The sequence below is a fragment of the Amycolatopsis sp. NPDC051903 genome (assembly GCF_044452505.1).
In the GTDB taxonomy this organism is placed as follows: domain Bacteria; phylum Actinomycetota; class Actinomycetes; order Mycobacteriales; family Pseudonocardiaceae; genus Amycolatopsis.
Map to the genome: position 1 here is coordinate 1 of NZ_JBITBT010000018.1, position 18,250 is coordinate 18,250.

Consider the following 18,250-nt stretch of genomic DNA (forward strand, 5'->3'; position numbering starts at 1 on the left):
CCGACCTGCCCGTCGGTGCCTTGGACGATTTCGCTGTGTCCGATGGCGGCGAGGAAGTCGGGGATGTCGCCGAAGGCGCGGACGCGGGCCCAGACCTTGTCGGCGGGTGCGGCGACGACTCCGCTGGCGTAGGGACGCGGCATGGTCACTCCAAGGTGTCGGTGAACGATGGAAAGCGCAGCAGGATCCGCCCGGACACCGCGAAAGGGGCACGACCGGGCGGCGGCGACGTCGGCAAAGGACTCGGCATCGGTGACCCTCCCCCGTCCATCACAACAGAATCTCCCCGGATCATCAACACGCGATCCGTGTGCCGGGCGGCCCTCGCACGGAGGCTCACGCTAGAGGGGCGGGGCGCCGTGCGCACGGCGGAAGGATCCCGAGCCGCCCGGCTTGACCTCTATGTTGGTGGAGGTTCCAGGCTGGCTTAATGACGATCTGGATTTGCGGAACCTGCGGGGTCGAACACCCCGACACCAGCCGGCCCCCGGCCGGTGAATGCGCGATCTGCGCGGACGACCGGCAGTGGGTACCGAGCTCGGGCCAGACGTGGACGACGCCGGCGGAGCTGGCCGCCGACGGGCACGAACTGGTGCACCAGGAACTCGAACCGGGCATCCACCGCCTCAACCGGGAACCCGCGTTCGGCATCGGCCAGTGGACGTACCTGGTGCAGACCGCCGGGGGCAACCTGCTGTGGGACCCGCCGAACCACCTCGACGAGGCGCTGGCCGCCAAGGTCGGCGAACTCGGCGGAGCCGCGGTGATCGTGGCCAGTCACCCGCACATGTACGGCTCGCAGGTCAGCTGGAGCCACTGGCTCGGGCACATCCCGGTACTGGTGCACTCCGCCGACCGGCGGTGGGTGCGGCGGGAGGACCCGGTGATCCGGGAGTGGTCCGGCACCGAGCGGATCCTGCCCGGCGTGACCCTCGTCGAGGCGGGCGGGCACTTCCCCGGCGCGTCGGTGGCCCACGTCGCCAGTGGCTCCGGCGCCTTGCTCGTCGGGGACACCATCGTCCCGGTGGCGGCGGCCGGCTGGGTGACGTTCATGCGCAGCTACCCGAACAAAATCCCGCTTTCCGCGGGCTTGGTGCAGCGGATCGTGGACCGGCTCGAACCCTACGAGTTCGACCGCCTGTACGGACTCTTGGGCGGCACCGTGCCGGGCGACGCCAAGGGTGCGGTGCGGCGTTCCGCGCAGCGCTACATCGCGTGGGTCAGCGGGGCGAACGACCACCTGGGCTAGACGTGAGCCGAGGCGGCCGGTTCGATCGCCCGGCAACGCGGTGCGATCTCGCGGGTGGGGACCGGTCCCCGGCGGCGGGTCTTAGGGTGAAGCCGCGGTGCAGATCACCGGCGGTGAGCGGAGGTGCCTTGTTCGGAGAGAAGTGCGCGGGGTGCAACCGGCGGGCCACTCGCTCGCGCGGCCGCCGCGCTCGGTACGCGTGCCGGGTGTGCCGCCGGGAGGTGAAGGATTTCGCCGCGGTGGAAGCGACGTCGGAACGGCTTCACCAGGCCGTACGTGCGTGGCTCGCGGCGGCCCCGCCCGTCCCGGAATCGCCGCGGCGCCAGGGCCTGAGTGAGAGCGTCGTCTCCCTGGAGGACGCTGTCGGGACGTTCGCCGCCGCCGTCCGCACCATTTCGTTGAACGGGCCGAGCGCGAGCTGGCTGGCGGCCGGCGTGCCGGAGCCGCCCGGCAGGTCGAACTACCTCAGCATGCGGTTCCTGCCCCGGCATCCGCACCAGCTCGCGGGTCCCGCCCTGCCGGCGGGCCACGCGGACGTGCTCGTGCGCGAACGCGTCTACTACCCGGCCCCGGACTCGCAGGGGTTGTTCAACTTCTACATCGGCAGCGTGTTCCGCCACCCCGGCGGCGACGTCGTCGTGCGGTGGTACGAAATCGGCGTCTGGCCCCCGGGGTTCGTCGACTTCGACCGCCCGCTGGGCGATCGGCGCTACACCCCCTGACGGCGCCCAACCCGCCTTTCGAACCTCAGCGCGGCTCTGCTTCCGGCGACGGATTCCGCGGTCGGGTGTCGGCGACTGGGCGAAATCCGCCGCGATCGGTGTTTCGGGTCGGTACCGCTGGGTCATTGCTGCGCGGTGCTTCGGCTACGGGGCCGGGCCGACGGGAAGTCCGTGCTCTGGAAAGGGCCGGCTGCGGTGGGTGCGGGCGTCGTGCTCGCGATGGGACTGGGCGTTACGGCGCCGAACGCGGTGCAGCACAATGAGTTTCGGTCCGAGTACGCGCCAGGTTCGTGCCTCGACTGCTGGGCCGGCTTCGGCCCCTCCAGCACCACCTGCAACGAAGGCGCCTGTCGGCACTGGCTCTGGACGCCCGGCATCCCCGCGACCGGGATGCGGCAGGACGCGACCGGCCTGTGTGTGACAGTCCGCAACGACGTGGCGACGAGGAAACCTTGCGCGGTGACCGACGCCGCAGCGCTGGGGAAGCTTTCACCCGCACGCCCGAATCCGGCCGAGCCGCGCGTGCTGATCACCGACGCCACCGGAAGTACCCCGCGCTCGCCCGCGTCTCCACCGCCATGAGCACCGGCGGCTCACAGCGCTGGGTGCCCTGCGCCGTCTTCTTCTGATCGCGAGCTCTCCGCGCTGCACTGCCTCCGTCGCCGAAGGAGGTCGAGTCGGGTCAGGCGTCGGCCAGTGCTGCACGGATCGCGTGGCGGGCGGTGTGGGCCATCGCGGGGTTCGTCGTCCGGTAGTACGGGAGCGCGATCAGCGCCTGGGAGAGCGCCCGGCCCCGGCCGCGGGTCCAGGTGGCGTCGTCCAGGCCGAGTGCGTCGCGGAAGGTCGCGCGGGCCGCGGGTGGCAGGAGGTTCCACGCGGGGAACAGATCGCAGGCCGGGTCGCCCACGCCGGTGCAGCCGAAGTCGATCACCGAGGTCAGCCGGCCGTCGTGCACCAGGAGGTTGCCCGGCATCAGGTCGGCGTGCAGCCACACCGGCGGCCCGGCCCAGGCCGGCGCGTGGAGCGCCTCCTCCCACACGGCGATCGCCGCGTCGCAGTCGACGCCTTCCTGCGGGATGCCGCGCAGTTCCTCCGCGGCGGCCCGGGTCGAGGCGTCGAGTGAGGCGAGGGGGCCGCCGCGGTAAGCGTTCGGCGCCCCCGGCAGGGTGCTGCTGCGCATCGACGCCACGAACGCGGCGAGATCCTTGGCCAGCAGGATCGGTTCGCCCACCGCTCCCGGCTCGGGAGTCTCCCCGCCCAGCCACCGGTACACCGACCACGGCCAGGGATAGTCCTCGGTGGGTTCCCCGGCCCCGAGGACCTCCGGGATGGCCACCGGCAGCCGGGACGCGAGGCGTGGCAGCCATTCCTGCTCCACCGCCACGTCCGCGGCCCCGCCTTTCAGCAGCGGCAGCCGGACGACCAGGCCCTCGCCCAAGCGGTACATGGCGTTGACCGTGCCGCCGGACGGAAACCGTCGCACCGTCAGCCCCGCCCACTGCGGGAACTGCTCGGCGATCAGCCGCCGCACCAGGTCGTCGTCGATGGGGTGCTGGCCGAGATGCATCTGCCCGGTGCTCATGGGGTGTTATCCGATCGCCGGCCCACCTTGGGCGTCAAACGGGTTTCCGGCCGCCGGGAGGTCCGGACCACCGACGGGCGCACCGAGGAGAACCACCCGGGGGACCGGGACGGCCGCCGCGGTGGCCGTCCCGGTCGTGGTTCAGACCGCCTTCCCGACGCGGGCGGCCGCGGCGGCGTCGACCCAATAACCGGCGTACGACGTGTCCGTGCGCTGCCCGGACGCGTTGGCACTCCAGGCCCGGACGGAAAGCACGTACTGCGTCTGGTCCGCCGGTGCCGTGAACTCGAACGCCGCGGTGCCGTCGGCGCCGGGCTGCACGGTCACGTCCGGTCCCGGCCCGCTCGCCGTCTCGACGGCGTACCCGTAGGAGACCAGGCCCGGCTGGACCGGGGTGACCGTGCAGTGGATCACCTGGCCGGGCCGGACGGACCCACTCGCGTCACAGGTCAGCGGCGGCGCCGCCGAACGCGGCGAGAACGAGTAGTACCCGGCTTCCGAGACCGTGCCGTCGGCGAACGTGGTGGTCGCGTTGAGGTACTGCGAATCGGTGGTGAGCGGTGTCAGGACGACGCTGGCCGTCCCGTCCGGACCGGCGGGCACGGTGACCGGGTCCCCGCCGCGGTAGCGGTAGGTGTAGCTCACCGCGCCCGGCACCGGCGACGAGAACGTGAACGTGCCCGGCGTGGTGACGTAGGCCCCGACCGCCCACTGCGGGTATTCCACGCTCGCGATCGTCGGTCCGTTCGTGCGGGCCACGACGTTCACGTCGTTCGTCGCCGACACCAGCCCGGCCGCGGTCGTCGTGCGGACGTTGATCCAGTGCTGGCCCCCCGACGCCGGGACGAGGGTGACCCGTGCTGTGCCGTCCGGGCCCACCGGGATCGTCACCGGGTCCCCGTGGTCCCAGTCGTAGGTGAAGGACACCGAACCCGGCAAAGTGGCGTGCAGGGTGAAGGTGGCGGGCTTGCCGGTGATGACGCCTTCGGGCACGTCGACCGCGGGCAGGCCCCGATCGATCGCGAGCTGACCGCCGCCGGGGCCGGACAGGTTCCCGTTGGTCATCCGCGCCCGCACGCTGACGTCGTAGCGCTTGGCGGCGTCCGTCGGCGTGACCGTGATGGTGGCGGTGCCGTCCGGGCCCGTGGGCAGCGTGACCTCGGGCGCGTCGTCGATCTTGTAGACGTATTCGGTGGCGCTGTCGCCGTCGTGCGGGCCGAACGTGCACTGCCGGGTCTCGCCGAGGTACGCCTGGGGCGGCGTGCACGTCATCGACGGACCGTTGGCGGCCACGAAGAACCGGTAGGAAGTGGACGGCGAGGAGTTGCCGCCCGCGTCCTCGCCGCGCACCAGCAGCCGGTTGGTGCCCCAGTTCCTGGGGGTGAACGTGTAGGCCGCCGTGCCACCGGGCCGATCGGCCTCGACGTAGATGGGCGGAACGGCTTCGCCGACGGCGAACCGGACGATGTCCTGGTCGCCCCGCGCGTCGAACGTGAACACGCCGGGCTCGCCGATGCCGCCGGCCTCGGCGTCCTCGCCGTCGGGGTAGTCGGCCGAGGTCACCAGGGGCGCGGTCGCCGGCGGGGTGAAATCGGTGCTGAAGCGGCAGGTCGGGCTCCACGGCCCGGCGGTCAGGCCGTCTTTCGCGCGGACTTGCCAGTCGTAGGTGACGCCGTCGGTGAGCTGCTGCTGCCCGACCTCGAGCCACATCGGGTAGCCCGGCGTCCAGAACCGGTCGAGCTCCGCGTTCTGCCGCTGGTCCGGGTGCTCGACCGGCCACCAGGCGAACTCCGCGCCGAGCTGGGCGTCGTCCGGATCGGTGGAGACCGCTTCGAGGCGGGTGTCACCCACTCCGACTACCGGGTTTTCCGTGCAGGCCCTGCGGTTCGTGGCGAGCTGCACGGGCGCGGTGGGCGGCTGGTTCTTCTGCAGGCTCACGTACAGCATCGGCCGGTGGGTGCGGCTGAAACGCGGGTTGTCCTGCTGGCCGTCCGGCAGGCGCAGGACCAGCGTCAGCGAGGTGCGCCCGGCGTCGATCGCCTGCTGCAGGGCCGGTCCGGCGTCCCAGTCGAGGTAGTCCGACGGGCAGACGTCGAGACTGCCGGGGCCGGGCAGCTTGGTCAGTTCCTCGGGCTGGTCGTCCCACGTCGGCGGGTTCGTCGCCGGCGCGGTGACCCACAGCTCGGTGCGGCGCGGCACCGAGCAGTCGGCGACCGCGGTCTCCTTTCCGGACAGTTCCGCGGAGAGCACTTTCGCGCCGCGCAGTCCGGAGAGGTCGAAGGTGAAGTAGGACTTGGACACGTGCTTCTCGTGGTCGGCCGTGACCTTCGCGCCGATCGGCGCGTCACCGGCCGGGTTGGCGAAACTCTCCTTCGGCCGGGCCGAGTCGGTGTACGACCACGACACGGACTGGATCGACGTGTAGCCGGTCGCGTCGGCCGGTGCCGCGAGCACCGCGGACCCGGTCGTGAGCAGCGCCGCGGTGACGGCGAGGACGCCCGCTCTCGCGGGCAGGATCGATCTACCGGAGCCCAAAAGGCTCACCCCCTGTGTGCGGCGGCCGCCGCTGCGGCCGGTCCGAATACCGACACGCGCGAAGGAGGTGGACGGTTGCCCCGAAACGGACTTCGGGCAGGGGGCAGCACTCAAGTGGCGGGTTCGCGATCGCAGCCGCGTTCTCGATCGCCGGCCTTCGGTGAGCACTGCTTCACCGCCGCGGGTTCACAGTTCCCCGTTGCTCACCGCGGCTGCGTCAAGGGGGGAGAGGCCGCGCGATCCGAGGCCGGGCAGCGGTTCCCAGGACCACTCCGCCGGAATCTGCCCGAGCCCGGTCCGGCCGCGACGACGCCGCCCACGATCGCGCACGTCGTGTCCGTGTCCCCACCCGCCGGCACCGTCGCCCACAACGCTTCGGGCAGATCATCGAGGCTGCGGTCCGCGCTCCACAGCGCGCGTACGGGACTGTGTCCGCAGCCGAAATCCGCAGGCCGCAGCCCAGCGTGCCCGCGGCGTACCGCGGATCCAGCCCGAACCGCAGCCGCGTCGCGCGCCGCAACCCGGACGCGACCTCGCCGTCGGGCACGTGCTCCAGGACACCCGGGATCAGGTCCTGCCCCGCCACGCCCCGCACCGCCAACGCCGCGGCGACCGCGACGGCACCAGCCGCCGCCTCCGGATGCGCGTGCGTCACCACGGCCTGGGCCCGCGCCTGCTCGACGACAGCACCCGGACCATCGGCGAACCAGACCCCCCACGGCGCGACCCGCATCGCCGCACCGTTGCCCCACGAACCCAGCCCGTCGAACATCCCCGTGGTCACCACCCGCCAGCCCGCACCGTCCCCGATCGCTTGCAGCACCTGGTGCATCGAACCGCCGTACTTCCGATGCGGATCGTCGCGATAGGACTCCGCGAACCGGCTCGCCAGCGCGTCCTGGTCAACCTCACCACACTCACGCAGCACCGCGACCAGCGACAGGGCCATCGCCGTGTCGTCGGTCGACGGCACGGAGAACCACTGCTCACCGAACGCGTCCCCCACAGCCAACCCGCGCAATGAAATCTCGACGTCCACTCCGCCGTGGTCGCCACGCCGATCAGTCACGGCAACCACATTCCGTTTGCCGCCGGGATTTCTACCGGCCGCTCGCCTCCGCCAGGCTCTGGTCCCGGGTTTCCGGCGCCATCACCACCGACACCACGACGCCGACGGTGCTGACCACGGCGGCGATCAGCATCGTCACGCCGATGCCCGCCGAGGCGAGCAGGAGGGGGGTGAGGAAGGTGCCGACGGCGGCGCCGATGCGGCTGACGGACGTGCCGACGCCGACGGCGGTGGCGCGGACTTCCGTGGGGAACAGTTCGTTCGGGTAGATCCACTGCATGATGGTGGGGCCGCCGATCGCGATGGCGTAGACGGCGAAGAGCGTGGCCACCACGGGCACCGCCGCGTGGGGGAAGAAGCCGAGGGCGAACAGGGCGGCGGTGGCGACCGCGAACGGGGCGATCAGCAGGCCGCGCCGGCTGAAGCGGTTGGCGACGAGGGTCGCGGCGACGCAGCCGATGAGGAACAGCAGGCCGATCGACGCGTCGCCGAAGTTGGCGAGGCCGGGGCCGTCGAGGCCGAGCGCGGCCAGCAAGGCGGGGCCGAAGGCGTAGATGGCGTAGATCGGCAGGATCGAGCACGTCCAGAAGAGCGCGACGAACACCGTGCGCCGCAAGTAGTTTCCGGAGATCAGCGTGCGGAACCGGACGGGTTCGGGTTCCTCGGGCAGGTCTTCGAGTTCGGCGTCCGGGCCGAACACCTTGTGCAGGGCCGCGCGCGCCTCGTCGACGCGGCCGCGAGCGGCGAGCCAGCGCGGCGACTCCGGTGTGCCCCAGCGCGCGAGGACGAGGAGGATCGCGAACACCGCCGGGGACAGCAGCATCCAGCGCCACGCGTCGGGCCCGAGGTGCTTGAGCCCTTCTCCCACGAGGTACGCGGCGGCGTTGCCCGCGGCCCACATCGCGGTGAGCCAGCCGAGCAGGCTGCCGCGCTTGCGGCGGGGCGCGAACTCGGCCAGCAGCGACGTGGCGATCGGGTAGTCGGCGCCGATGGCGATGCCGAGCACGAACCGGAACGCCAGCAACATCACCGGGCCGGTCGCGAAGAACTGGGCCACCGAGCAGATCGCGACGAGCAGCAGGTCGAGCGTGTACATCACCGTCCGCCCGATCCGGTCGGTCACGTACCCGCCGAGCAGGCCCCCGGCGAACAGGCCGATCAGCGCCGACGCACCCAGCACGCCCTGCCACGCTCCGGACAGGTGCCACGCCGGGGTCAGCTGCGTCAGCGCGACCCCGATGATGCCGAGCACGAACCCGTCCAGGAACGGACCACCGGCCGAGTACACCGTCAGCCGCCGGTGGAACGCGGTCAGTGGGAGATCGTCGAGCGTCCGGCGCGAACCGGTCTCCGCAGGTGTGTCGGCGCCGTTGCCTCGGACACTGCTCATGGTGGTTCTCCTGTCGGGAGGGCCTGCTGTCGTGTCGCAGTGCGCAGCACCGTAGGTATTGTTCAACAACCACGTCAAGACCTCAGCGAGATTGGCCTGGAAACGATGATCGAGATGAACAAGCGCAGACTTTGCTCAACAATCCAGATTGACTGTTGAACAAACTCCGCTACAGTCAATCCCGTGACGGAGAGCGCAGCAGCACAGATCACGGGCGTCGCCGCGCCGGAGCGGGTCGCCGAGACGTTGCGGGACCGCATCGTCGAGGGCGAGTTGCGGCCAGGGGCGCCGCTGCGGGAAGTGGCGCTCGCCGAGGAGCTCGGCGTTTCGCGCAACACGCTGCGCGAAGCCGTGCGCTTGTTGACCACGGAAGAGCTGGTCGAGGTGAAGCGGCACCGGGGCGCGGTCGTCAAGATGATCACCGTCGAGGAGGTGCGCGACATCTACCTCGTCCGGCGCACCGTCGAACTGCGGGCGATCGACGACAGCGCGCTGGCGACCGAGCGCACGATGGCCGGGCTCGAGCGCGCGTGCGCGGCGGCCGAGGAAGCCGCGGTCGCCGGCAGCTGGCGCGAGGTCGGCACGGCGAGCCTGCGGTTCCACCAAGCTCTGGTCGCGACGCTCGGCAGCCCGCGCCTGGACGCGCTCTTCCGCACCACCGTCGCGCAGATGCGGCTCGCGTTCGCGGCGATCGCGGACGAGGCCGACTTCCAGCGGTCGTTCGTCCCGCGCGATCGCGAGATCTGCGACCTGCTCGCGGCCGGTTCCCGGGCCGCGGCCGCGGCCGCGTTGCGCCGCTACCTCGACGACGCCGAACGCGCCGTGATCGAAGTCCTCCGGCTGCACGCCGTGCCGTACCCGTCCTGACCCGACCCTTCGAACCAGCGAGGTTTTCCATGGGCAGCTACCCCGCCGCGTACCAGACGGAAGGGGGCGCGCTCGGCGTCGACCGTGACTTCTACGGCCGCATCGCGAGCGACACCGAGGGCCGCGAACTCGTCGAGGAGTTCACGCTCCCGATCCGCTCGGGCCGGGCGTGGGAGGTGCCGGCGGGGCACGTCTGCCGCATCGTCACCCCGGAAGGCCCGCAGGTGGGCGACTTCAACGTGTGGAACCGCCACGACCCGCGTGAGCGGATGTGGGCCGCGCGCACGCGCCAGCTGCAGGCGGCTCACGTCACGACGTTCGACCGGATCTGGTCCACGCTGCCGTTCCTGCGGCCGCTGCTGACCGTCACCAACGACACCCTCGCCGGCTACGGCACCGACGAAGACGGCGGCCGCGTGCACGACCTGCTCGGCACGCGCTGCGACCCGTACGTGAACCGGATGCTCACCGGCGAAGACTTCGACTTCCACTGCCACTCGAACCTCACCCGCGCCGTTCTTCCCTACGGGCTCACGGAATTCGACGTGCACGACGTGCTGAACGTGTTCCAGTGCACCGGCCTCAACGACGAAGACCGGTACTTCATGAAGGCGTGCCCCGCGAAGGCGGGCGACTTCTTCGAGTTCTTCGCCGAACTCGACCTCCTGTGCGCCCTGTCGACCTGCCCGGGCGGCGACCTGTCCGTGCCGCTGTGGGGCCCGGACGCGAAGGACCCGATCGACGTGTGCCGCCCGCTCGCCGTCCAGGTCTACCGCGTCCCCGACGAACTGCGCGCCGGCTGGCAGCCGCCGCAGCCCGCCGCGTACCGCAACCTCCACGGAATGCGGCTTCCTCACTGGACCGATCCGAACTGATGCGGTCGCACCCGGTGGTGATGATCCACTGTGGACGGTTCCGGGGCTCTGGCCCTGCTTGCCGCCGCCGACCTGGTGAACAACGGGAACCAGCCCGGTTGTTCGTGAGCCACTTCGAGACCGGCGTGATGTACGGGCGCGGGAAACTGAAGCCCCCAAGCCGTACAGCGGGCTGGGGATCACCGCGAGCAGGGCGACGAGCCCGGTGAGGAACCTGCGGAGCCGGCCGCTGTCGCAGGAGGTGATGAACGCCGGCGCGCGCGGCGGCTCGAGCGACTGGCGCACCGCTGAGTCCACGTCGTTCCAGGGCAGCGACCTCGGCGCGTGGGCCGCGCTCGTCCTCTTCGCCGCCGTCTGCCTGCCGCTGCTGATCCGCGGGATCCTGCGCCGCCGGCGACCGTGAGGCGCCGGCCCGGGTGCGTCCGGCGAAAGTGCTCTTGATCTTGCCCTCGTGGGCCATCCTCAGGGCAGCGGCATGGTGACCGTGCACAGCCGGGGCACACACTGGGCGGGTGCTTGATCTTGCCCCGGGGAACCGCTTCGCGTTCGGCGTTTCGCTTCCCGCTCCCGGCAGCGACATCCGGGTGCTGACCGCCGCTCTCGAGGACCTCGAAGCGGCCGACTTCCTCGTGCTGACCGGCGACACGGGCCTCGCACCGATCGCCGCGCTGGGGTTCCTCGCGCCGAGGACGACGATCGGGCTGGTGGCCGAGGTCGACGCGGGCTACGTCGAACCGTTCTTCACGTCGAAGGAACTGGCGACGCTCGACCTCGTCTCCGCGGGCCGCGCCGGGTGGCAGCTCGCCGTCGACCCGGGTGCCGGAGCGGCGCGCAAGCGGGGACGCGCTCCGTTGCCGCCGGCGGAGCTGACCGAGCGCGTCGTCGAATACGCGACCGTCGTGCGGGACCTGTGGGACAGCTGGGATCCCGACGCCGTGGTCCGGGACCGGGCCCGCGGGCTCTTCCTGCGCGCCGACCGCGTGCACCGCCTCGACCACGCCGGCGCGCACTTCCGCGTGCGCGGCCCGGCGATCCTGCCCCGGCCGGTCCAAGGGCACCCACCGGCGTTCGTCCGGCTGACCGGCGATGAGCACAGCTGCCGGCTCGCCCGCGCGGTGGCCGAGGTCGTCCGCGTGCCGGCCGGCTCGGCCGGGCGGGCCCGCGAGACGTTCCCGGACGCCCGGGTGCTGGCGGACGTCCCGTTCGACGGCGTGTCGGCCACGCTCGCCGCGGCCGAGAGGATTTCCGCGGTGGCGCAAGGGATCGTCGTCGAATTCGGGGATCCCGGGGACCTCGCGGCGCTGCGGGAGGTCGCCGGCGGGCTGGGGGAGCGCGCTCCCCGCACCGCAACACTTCGCGAGCGGCTGGGTCTGCCGGCCGCGATCAGCCGGTTCGTCCGGGAGGAGAAGCCGTGACGCGGTCGCGCCACATCCCGCTCGGGTCGGGGTTCTACAGCACCGGTGAGCCCGTCGCGTGGGCCCACCCCGAAGCCGGTGACGTGCTGGACTTCGCCGCGCACCGGCACTTCGCCGCCGCCGCGGAGGCCGCCAAGGTGGACTTCATGTTCTACGGCGAGACGCTCAGCCTGGCCGACGCCGGCGGCGAGGTCGTCGAGGCGTATTCGGCCGGCCGGTTCGACTCGCTGACGATGTACTCGGCGCTGGCCGCCGAGACGTCGAAGCTCGGGTTGATGGCGACGGTCAACACCAGTTACTACGACCCGTACGAACTGGCGCGCCAGTACGCCTCGCTCGACGCGATCTCGGGTGGCCGCGGCGGGTGCAACCTGGTGACGTCCGCCGCGCCCGCGACCGCGGCCAACTTCACCGCCGGTGACGTGCCCCGGGCCGAGCGGTACCCCCGCGCGACCGAGTTCACCGACCTGCTCAAGCGGCTGTGGACCAAGGGGCCGCAGGGGATGTCCTTCCGCGGGCACTTCTTCGACGTGGCCACGGACGCCGGGCTCCCGCCGAGCCCGCAGGGGCATCCGGTGCTGATGCAGGCCGGCGAATCGCCCGCCGGGCGCGACTTCGCGGCGGCGGGCGCCGACCTGGTGTTCACCGGGTTCGACTCGGTCGAACGCGGCCAGCCGTTCTACGCCGACGTCAAACAGCGCGTCGCCGATCGCGGGCGCGACCCGGGGGCGGTGAAGATCATGGCCGCCGCCTTCGTCCACGTCGCCGGCAGCGACGGCGAAGCCGCCGAAGAACTCGCCGAGATCCGCCGATCCCTGACCACGCCCGCCATGGTGCACACGTACCTGGGCCGCTACTTCGGCCGCGACCTGTCGGCCTACGACGTCGACGGCCCGCTGCCGGACCTCGAACCCGATTGGGCCGTCGCCGACGTCTTCACGGCCAACCGCCTCCGCGGCGAACGCGACCCCCGCAGGGCATTCGCCCGCCTGAAGGCCATCGCGGACGACGAGCACCTCTCCATGACGCGCCTGGTCCAACGGGTCTTCGACGACGCACTGCTCGCCACCGTGGTCGGGTCGCCCGAGACCATCGCCGACCTGATCGAAGACGCGGTCGACCGCCGGGCCGTCGACGGGTTCGTCTTCTCCTCCGCCCTGCAGCCCTACGGCATGGACCGCTTCTACAGCCTGGTGCTCCCGATCCTGCGCAACCGCGGCCGCTTCCGCGACGACTACGAGGGCGACACGCTGCGAGACCACCTGGGGCTCCCGCCGGTGGCGTCCGTGCGCCGCTAGACGGGTCTCGACGGCACCAGCCGCCGGCCGGCCGGGACTCGCGCGGATCGGCGCGCGGGGGAGACCGGCCGGGCCGGGTTGCCCGGCCAGGACTCACGCCCGGGACGACAAGTCCTTCACCGAGGATTCCTACCACTTCACGGATCCCAGTGACGCCACATCGCAGTGGCGTTCCCCTACCTTCCCTCGCCCGGAAAGCGTTCTGCTGGGCATGCAACCCCGTACGGGGCGCGCTCGTCGCTGCCGACGAGGCGAACTGGCTCCTGTCCGGGACCGTCCACAACGGACAGGAATTCCCGAGCCGGTCGGGAACGAGTACGAGCGAGTGGACCTTGCGGTGCCGACACCGCGTTCCTCGAATTCCTCTTCCACTCGCCGGTGACCTGCCGCGGGCGCCCGGCCTTCGCCGACGCCACCTACTGCACCACGGCCGCCGCCGCCGTCTTCTCCGCCGGTACCCCAGTACTGGACCTGCGCGCTGGACCCCACCTGCCCCGAGGATCACGCGGACAAGACGGCCAACGCCGCGATCAGCGCCGGTTCCTGCGCGAATACGCCTGAGGGTCGGCCGGACGCACGCACTCCGCCGCCGACAACCTCGCCGCACCCGGAGCCTGAAAGCCGCGCGCGGATCCGCCGCACCTGACGGCGGTTGACGCGCCGACGTCGAGGATGCGACGATTGTTCACAGGCAATGTAAACGTTTTCATCGATTTCTGCAAACCTTTACAGGCCGGAGGTTCGGTCATGACTGCTCAGCAGCGGCGCGCCGGTTCGGTGGGCGTCGTCGATCTCGCCCGTGAGCTCGGGGTGTCGACGGCGACGGTGTCCCGCGCGCTCAACGGCAGCACAGCGGTTCGTCCCGAGCTGGCCGAGCGGATCCGGGCGCACGCGGAGTCCCGCGGGTACGTCGCCAACCGGCTCGCCAGGGCGCTGTCGGCCAACACCAGCCGCGCGTTCGTCGGCTTCGTCATCCCGTACGTGGACACGCCCGCGTATTCCGCGGTCGCGGCGGAATGCGCACGGTTGCTGTCCGCCGACGGCACGCAGATGATCCTCACCGTCACCGGCAACGACCCGATGCAGGAGCTGCGGCAGCTGCGGGAGCTCGTCGCCAGCCGGATCGCCGGGCTGGTGATCTCCCCGACCACGGGAGTGCTCGACGAAACCCGGCGGTTGCTCGGCGGGCTCCCGGTGGTGGAACTGCACCGCGCGTCGGGGATCGAGGCGCCGGGTGTGTTCAGCGACGACGAGCAGGTGCTGGTCGAGAGCGTGCTGCACCTCGCGGCGCTCGGGCACAGCAAGATCGGCTACCTGGGCACACCGGAGGAGCTGTCGAACGGTGCCGTGCGGTTGCGCGGTATCCGCCGGGGGATGGACCTGGCGGGCCTCGACCCGGACACCATGGTCACGCGGCTCTGCGAACCGATTCACGAGAACGGTTATGCCGCGGCGGTGGAACTGCTGGCCACCCACATCACGGCGCTCGTCGTCGGCGGTGGCTCGCTGTCCGTGGGTGCGGCCCAGGCCGTGCGCGCGGACCGGCGCCGCGTTCCCGACGACCTTTCCCTGGTGGTGTACGGCGATCCGATGTGGTTCGCACTGGCGGACCCACCGCTGACGACGATCCAGGTCGACTACCCGGGGCTCGCCCGGCGGGCCGCGCAACTGCTGATCGAGGCGCTCGACGCTCGGCACTCCGGGCTGGCGGGACCCCGCCCGGGACCGCACCTCGTGAGCCCGCACCTGCTCACCGGCGGCTCGACCGCACCCCCGCGCAGCTGAATTTCCGCGAACACCTGTCCGGCACAACGAAGTGCGAGGAGCATCCATGTTCAAGGGCCGCCGTCGATGGCTGGTTGCGACCTTCGTCCTGATCATCACCGCCGTTGCGTACATCGACAGAGTCAATCTCTCGATCGCGGCACCGATCCTCACCCACGAGTTCCACACCAACGCCGCGGTCATGGGACTTCTCCTGTCGAGTTTCACCTGGACCTACACCCTGTTCAACGTCCCGGCCGGCATGCTGGTCGACCGCATTCAGGTGCGGGTGCTGTACTCGCTCGCACTGCTCGTGTGGGCGGTGTCGAGTCTGCTCACGACGCTCGTGCGCTCGGCGGGCACGTTGTTCGTGCCCCGGTTGCTGCTCGGCATCGGCGAGGCACCGTTCGCGCCGGCCGCGATCCGCACGCTGGCGGATTGGCTGCCGAAATCCGAACGGGCGACCGGCAGCAGCATGTTCATTTCCGGGGTGGCGCTGGGCTCGGCGGTCGGCCCGCCCGTGCTGGCCTACCTGGTGAGCGGGTTCGGCTGGCAGAGCGCCTTCATCGCCACCGGCGTGCTGTCGCTGCTGGTCGCGGCGATCTGGTACGCCTGGTACCGCCACCCGCTCGACGACACCAAGCTCACCGAGGCCGAGCGGCAGCTGATCTTCCGCGATCAGGAGCCGCCGAAGCAGGAGGGGCGCGCCCCGTGGAGCCAGATCGCGCGGCACCGCGACATCTGGGCGATCACCGCCGGGTACTTCTGCCTGCTCTACATCCTCTACACGTTCATCACGTGGCTCCCGAGCTACCTCATCGAAGACCGGCACATGACGGTGCTGAAGTCCGGGTTCGCGACGTCGATCCCGTGGGCGGTCGCCTTCCTGTGCGGGATCCTGGGCGGACGGCTGTCGGATTTCGCGCTGCGGCGCGGAGTGTCCACTTTGAACGCCCGCAAGATCGTGCTCGTCGGCGGGATGGTCGCGGCGCTGGCGATCGTCGGCACCGCGCTCGCCTCTTCGGCCGCGCTCGCGATCGTGTGCTTGACGATCTCCACCGCGGGGATCATCACCGCGAACGGTGCGGTGTGGGCGGCGACCCAGGACATCGTGCGCGAGCTGGATCTGACCGGCTCGGCCACGGGGTTCATCAACGGGCTCGGCAACGTCGGCGGCATCCTGGGACCGATCATCACGGGTGCGGTGGTCTACGCCACGGGCTCCTTCCTGGCGCCGCTCATCCTCGCCGCGGTGCTCGCGCTCATCGGAGCGCTGGCGTGGGGCTTCGGGATGCGGAGCACGCCCCGCAACCGCACGACCGGGCAGACCCGGATCCAGGAAACCGCAGTGGCGAAAGGTGGCCATGACCGCTGATACGGGCCCGCTCTCCGGGCTGAAGGTGATCGACGCCGCCACGCTGGCGGCAGGACCGCTGGTGGCGACGTGGCTCGGCGAATTCGGCGCCGAGGTGATCAAGATCGAACAGCCGGGCTCCGGCGACCCGGTGCGCCAGTGGGGCGCCCAGCGCGACGGCGTCGGCCTGATGTGGAAGAGCCTGGGCCGCAACAAGAAATCCGTCACGCTGAACCTCCGCCTCGACGAGGGGCGCGACCTGCTGCGGAGGCTCGTGGCGGAGGCGGACGTGTTGGTCATCAACCTGCGTCCGTCCACATTGCACCGCTGGGGGCTGGACCACCCCAGCCTGGCGAACGTCAACCCGGGTCTGGTCATGGTCCACGTCACCGGGTTCGGGGCCGGCGGCCCCAAGACCGACCGGCCCGGCTTCGGCACCCTCGGCGAGGCCATGAGCGGGTTCGCCCACCTGACCGGCGAGCCGGACGGCCCGCCGACGCTGCCGGCGTTCATGCTCGCCGACGGGGTGGCCGCGCTCAACGCGACCTACGCGGTGATGATGGCGCTGTACCACCGGGACGTCCACAAGGGACCTGGGCAGCTGATCGACGTGAACCTGGTCGAACCGCTGGCGCGGCTGATCGAACAGCCGGTGCTGACCTACGACCAGCTCGGCACGGTGCCCGGGCGCACGGGGAACCGCTGGGACATCAGCGCTCCCCGCAACGTGTACCGCACCAAGGACGGGCATTGGCTCGCGATGTCAGGCAGCGCGCCCACGGTCGCGATGCGGGCGTTGCGCGCGGTCGGGCGGGCCGATCTGACCGTCGATCCGCGGTTCGCCGAAGCGCAGCAACGCCTTCGCAACGCCGCGGAGATCGACCAGGTCGTGGCGGACTGGGTGGCCGATCGCACCCTCGAGGACGCCATGCGGGTGTTCGAGGAGGCGGAAGTCGCCGCGGCCCCGGTGTACGACGCCGAACAGCTCGTGGCCGACGAGCACCTGGTCGCGCGGGGCGTTTATCCGAGCATCCCGGACGACGAGCTGGGCGCGATGCGCGTGCAGGCGCCGGTGCCGCGGTTGTCCGCGACGCCGGGCCGGATCGATCACCTCGGTCCGCGGATCGGGGAGCACAACGACGAGGTCTACCGCGAACGGCTCGGTCTCGGCGACGCGGAGATCGCCGGCCTGGTCGCGAAAGGAGTGATCTGATGGCACGGGTGGTCCGGCCACGGCGGTCCGAACTCGCCACGCCCGCCAGCAACGACTGGATGTTCGCGAAATCCGTCGCCGCCGGGGCCGATCTGGTGTTCCTCGACCTGGAGGACGCCTGCGCCCCCGCCGAACGCGAAAAGGCGCGCGGCAAGGCCGCCCGCGCCTTGCGGGAGCTCGACTGGGGCGCCACGACCCGGGCGATCCGGATGAACGGCGTGGACACGCGCTGGGCCTACGGCGACGTCATCGAGGTCGTCACCGAGGCGCGCGACGCGCTCGACGTCATCATCGTGCCGAAGGTCCGCCGGGGGCGCGACGTGTGGTGGGTGGACACGCTGCTGACCCAGCTGGAGGAAACCCTCGGGCTGGGCAAGCGGATCGGGCTGGAGGTCCTCATCGAGGAAACCGAAGGGCTGGAGAACGTCGGCGAGATCGTGCGGGCGAGCGACCGCCTCGAAGCCGTGATCTTCGGCGCCGGTGACTTCTCCGCGTCCCAGGGCGCCCGCGTGGACACCAATTTCGACCCCTTCGTCGAGTACCCGGGGGACATGTGGCACTACGCGCGGGCCCGCGTGGTGGTCGCCGCGCGCTCGGCGGGGATCGACGCGATCGACGCACCGTTCCCCAACTACCGCGACAGCGACGCCTACCGCGTGGCGTGTGACCGGGCCGCCGCCATGGGCTACGTCGGGAAGTGGGCCATCCACCCCGCGCAAGTGGAGGTCGCCAACACCGTGTTTTCGCCGACCCCGCAGGAGATCGAGCACGCCCGCCGGCTGGTGGCGGCGTACCGGGAGGCCGAGGCGCAGGGCAGGGGAGCGACGGGGCTCGACGGCATGCTCGTCGACGCCGCGCACCTGCGCCACGCGGCGACCATCGCGCAGACCGCCGACCTGCTCGGCTTGTGAGGAAGT

16 protein-coding genes and 1 pseudogene are annotated in these 18,250 nt (G+C 71.3%); 12 read left to right on the forward strand and 5 right to left on the reverse strand.

The annotated features are described in order from the left end of the window. Positions 1-430: 430 nt before the first annotated feature. From ACIA77_RS30245 to ACIA77_RS30255, 3 genes are all read left to right on the forward strand, one after another. The gene (locus ACIA77_RS30245; protein ID WP_395889397.1) at positions 431-1,249 is read left to right on the forward strand and encodes a hydrolase; all 819 of its coding nucleotides are present in this window, start codon (positions 431-433) and stop codon (positions 1,247-1,249) included. A gap of 239 nt (positions 1,250-1,488) precedes the next feature. Beyond that, positions 1,489-1,971 carry a hypothetical protein gene (locus ACIA77_RS30250; RefSeq protein ID WP_395889398.1) on the forward strand — a complete coding sequence of 161 codons (483 nt, stop codon included), beginning with the start codon at positions 1,489-1,491 and terminating at the stop codon, positions 1,969-1,971. A 171-nt stretch (positions 1,972-2,142) separates the two neighbouring features. Continuing rightward, the gene (locus ACIA77_RS30255; RefSeq protein ID WP_395889399.1) at positions 2,143-2,553 is read left to right on the forward strand and encodes a hypothetical protein; all 411 of its coding nucleotides are present in this window, start codon (positions 2,143-2,145) and stop codon (positions 2,551-2,553) included. Positions 2,554-2,653: 100 nt separating this feature from the next. On the opposite strand, the gene ACIA77_RS30260 is transcribed toward ACIA77_RS30255, so the two are convergent. From ACIA77_RS30260 to ACIA77_RS30280, 5 genes and pseudogenes are all read right to left on the reverse strand, one after another. Further along, positions 2,654-3,553 carry an aminoglycoside phosphotransferase family protein gene (locus tag ACIA77_RS30260; protein WP_395889401.1) on the reverse strand — a complete coding sequence of 300 codons (900 nt, stop codon included), beginning with the start codon at positions 3,551-3,553 and terminating at the stop codon, positions 2,654-2,656. A 141-nt stretch (positions 3,554-3,694) separates the two neighbouring features. Beyond that, a complete protein-coding gene (locus tag ACIA77_RS30265) occupies positions 3,695-6,088 on the reverse strand; it encodes a hypothetical protein (protein WP_395889402.1) in 2,394 nt (797 codons plus the stop codon). Positions 6,089-6,291: 203 nt separating this feature from the next. Then, positions 6,292-6,447 carry a hypothetical protein gene (locus ACIA77_RS30270; RefSeq protein ID WP_395889403.1) on the reverse strand — a complete coding sequence of 52 codons (156 nt, stop codon included), beginning with the start codon at positions 6,445-6,447 and terminating at the stop codon, positions 6,292-6,294. A 98-nt stretch (positions 6,448-6,545) separates the two neighbouring features. Beyond that, positions 6,546-7,037 (reverse strand): annotated as a pseudogene (locus ACIA77_RS30275) (ADP-ribosylglycohydrolase family protein); the annotation flags it as partial. Between the two features lie 151 nt (positions 7,038-7,188). Next, complete coding sequence (locus tag ACIA77_RS30280) at positions 7,189-8,547, reverse strand: MFS transporter (RefSeq protein ID WP_395889404.1); 1,359 nt, start codon at positions 8,545-8,547, stop codon at positions 7,189-7,191. A 183-nt stretch (positions 8,548-8,730) separates the two neighbouring features. On the opposite strand from ACIA77_RS30280, the gene ACIA77_RS30285 reads away from it, so the two are divergent. From ACIA77_RS30285 to ACIA77_RS30325, 9 genes are all read left to right on the forward strand, one after another. Further along, complete coding sequence (locus ACIA77_RS30285; protein ID WP_395889405.1) at positions 8,731-9,414, forward strand: GntR family transcriptional regulator; 684 nt, start codon at positions 8,731-8,733, stop codon at positions 9,412-9,414. 29 nt (positions 9,415-9,443) lie between these two features. After that, on the forward strand, positions 9,444-10,289 hold the full coding sequence (locus tag ACIA77_RS30290) for an urea carboxylase-associated family protein (protein ID WP_395889406.1): 846 nt from the start codon (positions 9,444-9,446) through the stop codon (positions 10,287-10,289). Positions 10,290-10,494: 205 nt separating this feature from the next. After that, positions 10,495-10,692 (forward strand): hypothetical protein, encoded by a 198-nt coding sequence (locus ACIA77_RS30295; RefSeq protein WP_395889407.1) that lies wholly within the window; start codon positions 10,495-10,497, stop codon positions 10,690-10,692. Between the two features lie 109 nt (positions 10,693-10,801). Continuing rightward, complete coding sequence (locus ACIA77_RS30300) at positions 10,802-11,704, forward strand: LLM class flavin-dependent oxidoreductase (protein ID WP_395889408.1); 903 nt, start codon at positions 10,802-10,804, stop codon at positions 11,702-11,704. Continuing rightward, on the forward strand, positions 11,701-13,002 hold the full coding sequence (locus tag ACIA77_RS30305) for an LLM class flavin-dependent oxidoreductase (RefSeq protein ID WP_395889409.1): 1,302 nt from the start codon (positions 11,701-11,703) through the stop codon (positions 13,000-13,002). Before ACIA77_RS30300 ends, ACIA77_RS30305 begins: the two co-directional genes overlap by 4 nt. Positions 13,003-13,749: 747 nt before the next feature. Further along, on the forward strand, positions 13,750-14,787 hold the full coding sequence (locus ACIA77_RS30310; protein WP_395889410.1) for a LacI family DNA-binding transcriptional regulator: 1,038 nt from the start codon (positions 13,750-13,752) through the stop codon (positions 14,785-14,787). A 46-nt stretch (positions 14,788-14,833) separates the two neighbouring features. Further along, entirely contained in the window at positions 14,834-16,141 is a 1,308-nt protein-coding gene (locus ACIA77_RS30315) for an MFS transporter (RefSeq protein WP_395889412.1), read from the forward strand. Continuing rightward, positions 16,131-17,333, forward strand: coding sequence for a CaiB/BaiF CoA transferase family protein (locus tag ACIA77_RS30320; protein WP_395889413.1), 1,203 nt, complete (start codon positions 16,131-16,133; stop codon positions 17,331-17,333). The genes ACIA77_RS30315 and ACIA77_RS30320 overlap by 11 nt, the downstream gene beginning before the upstream one ends. Beyond that, a complete protein-coding gene (locus ACIA77_RS30325) occupies positions 17,333-18,244 on the forward strand; it encodes an HpcH/HpaI aldolase/citrate lyase family protein (RefSeq protein WP_395889414.1) in 912 nt (303 codons plus the stop codon). The genes ACIA77_RS30320 and ACIA77_RS30325 overlap by 1 nt, the downstream gene beginning before the upstream one ends. The last annotated feature ends 6 nt before the right edge of the window (positions 18,245-18,250 follow it).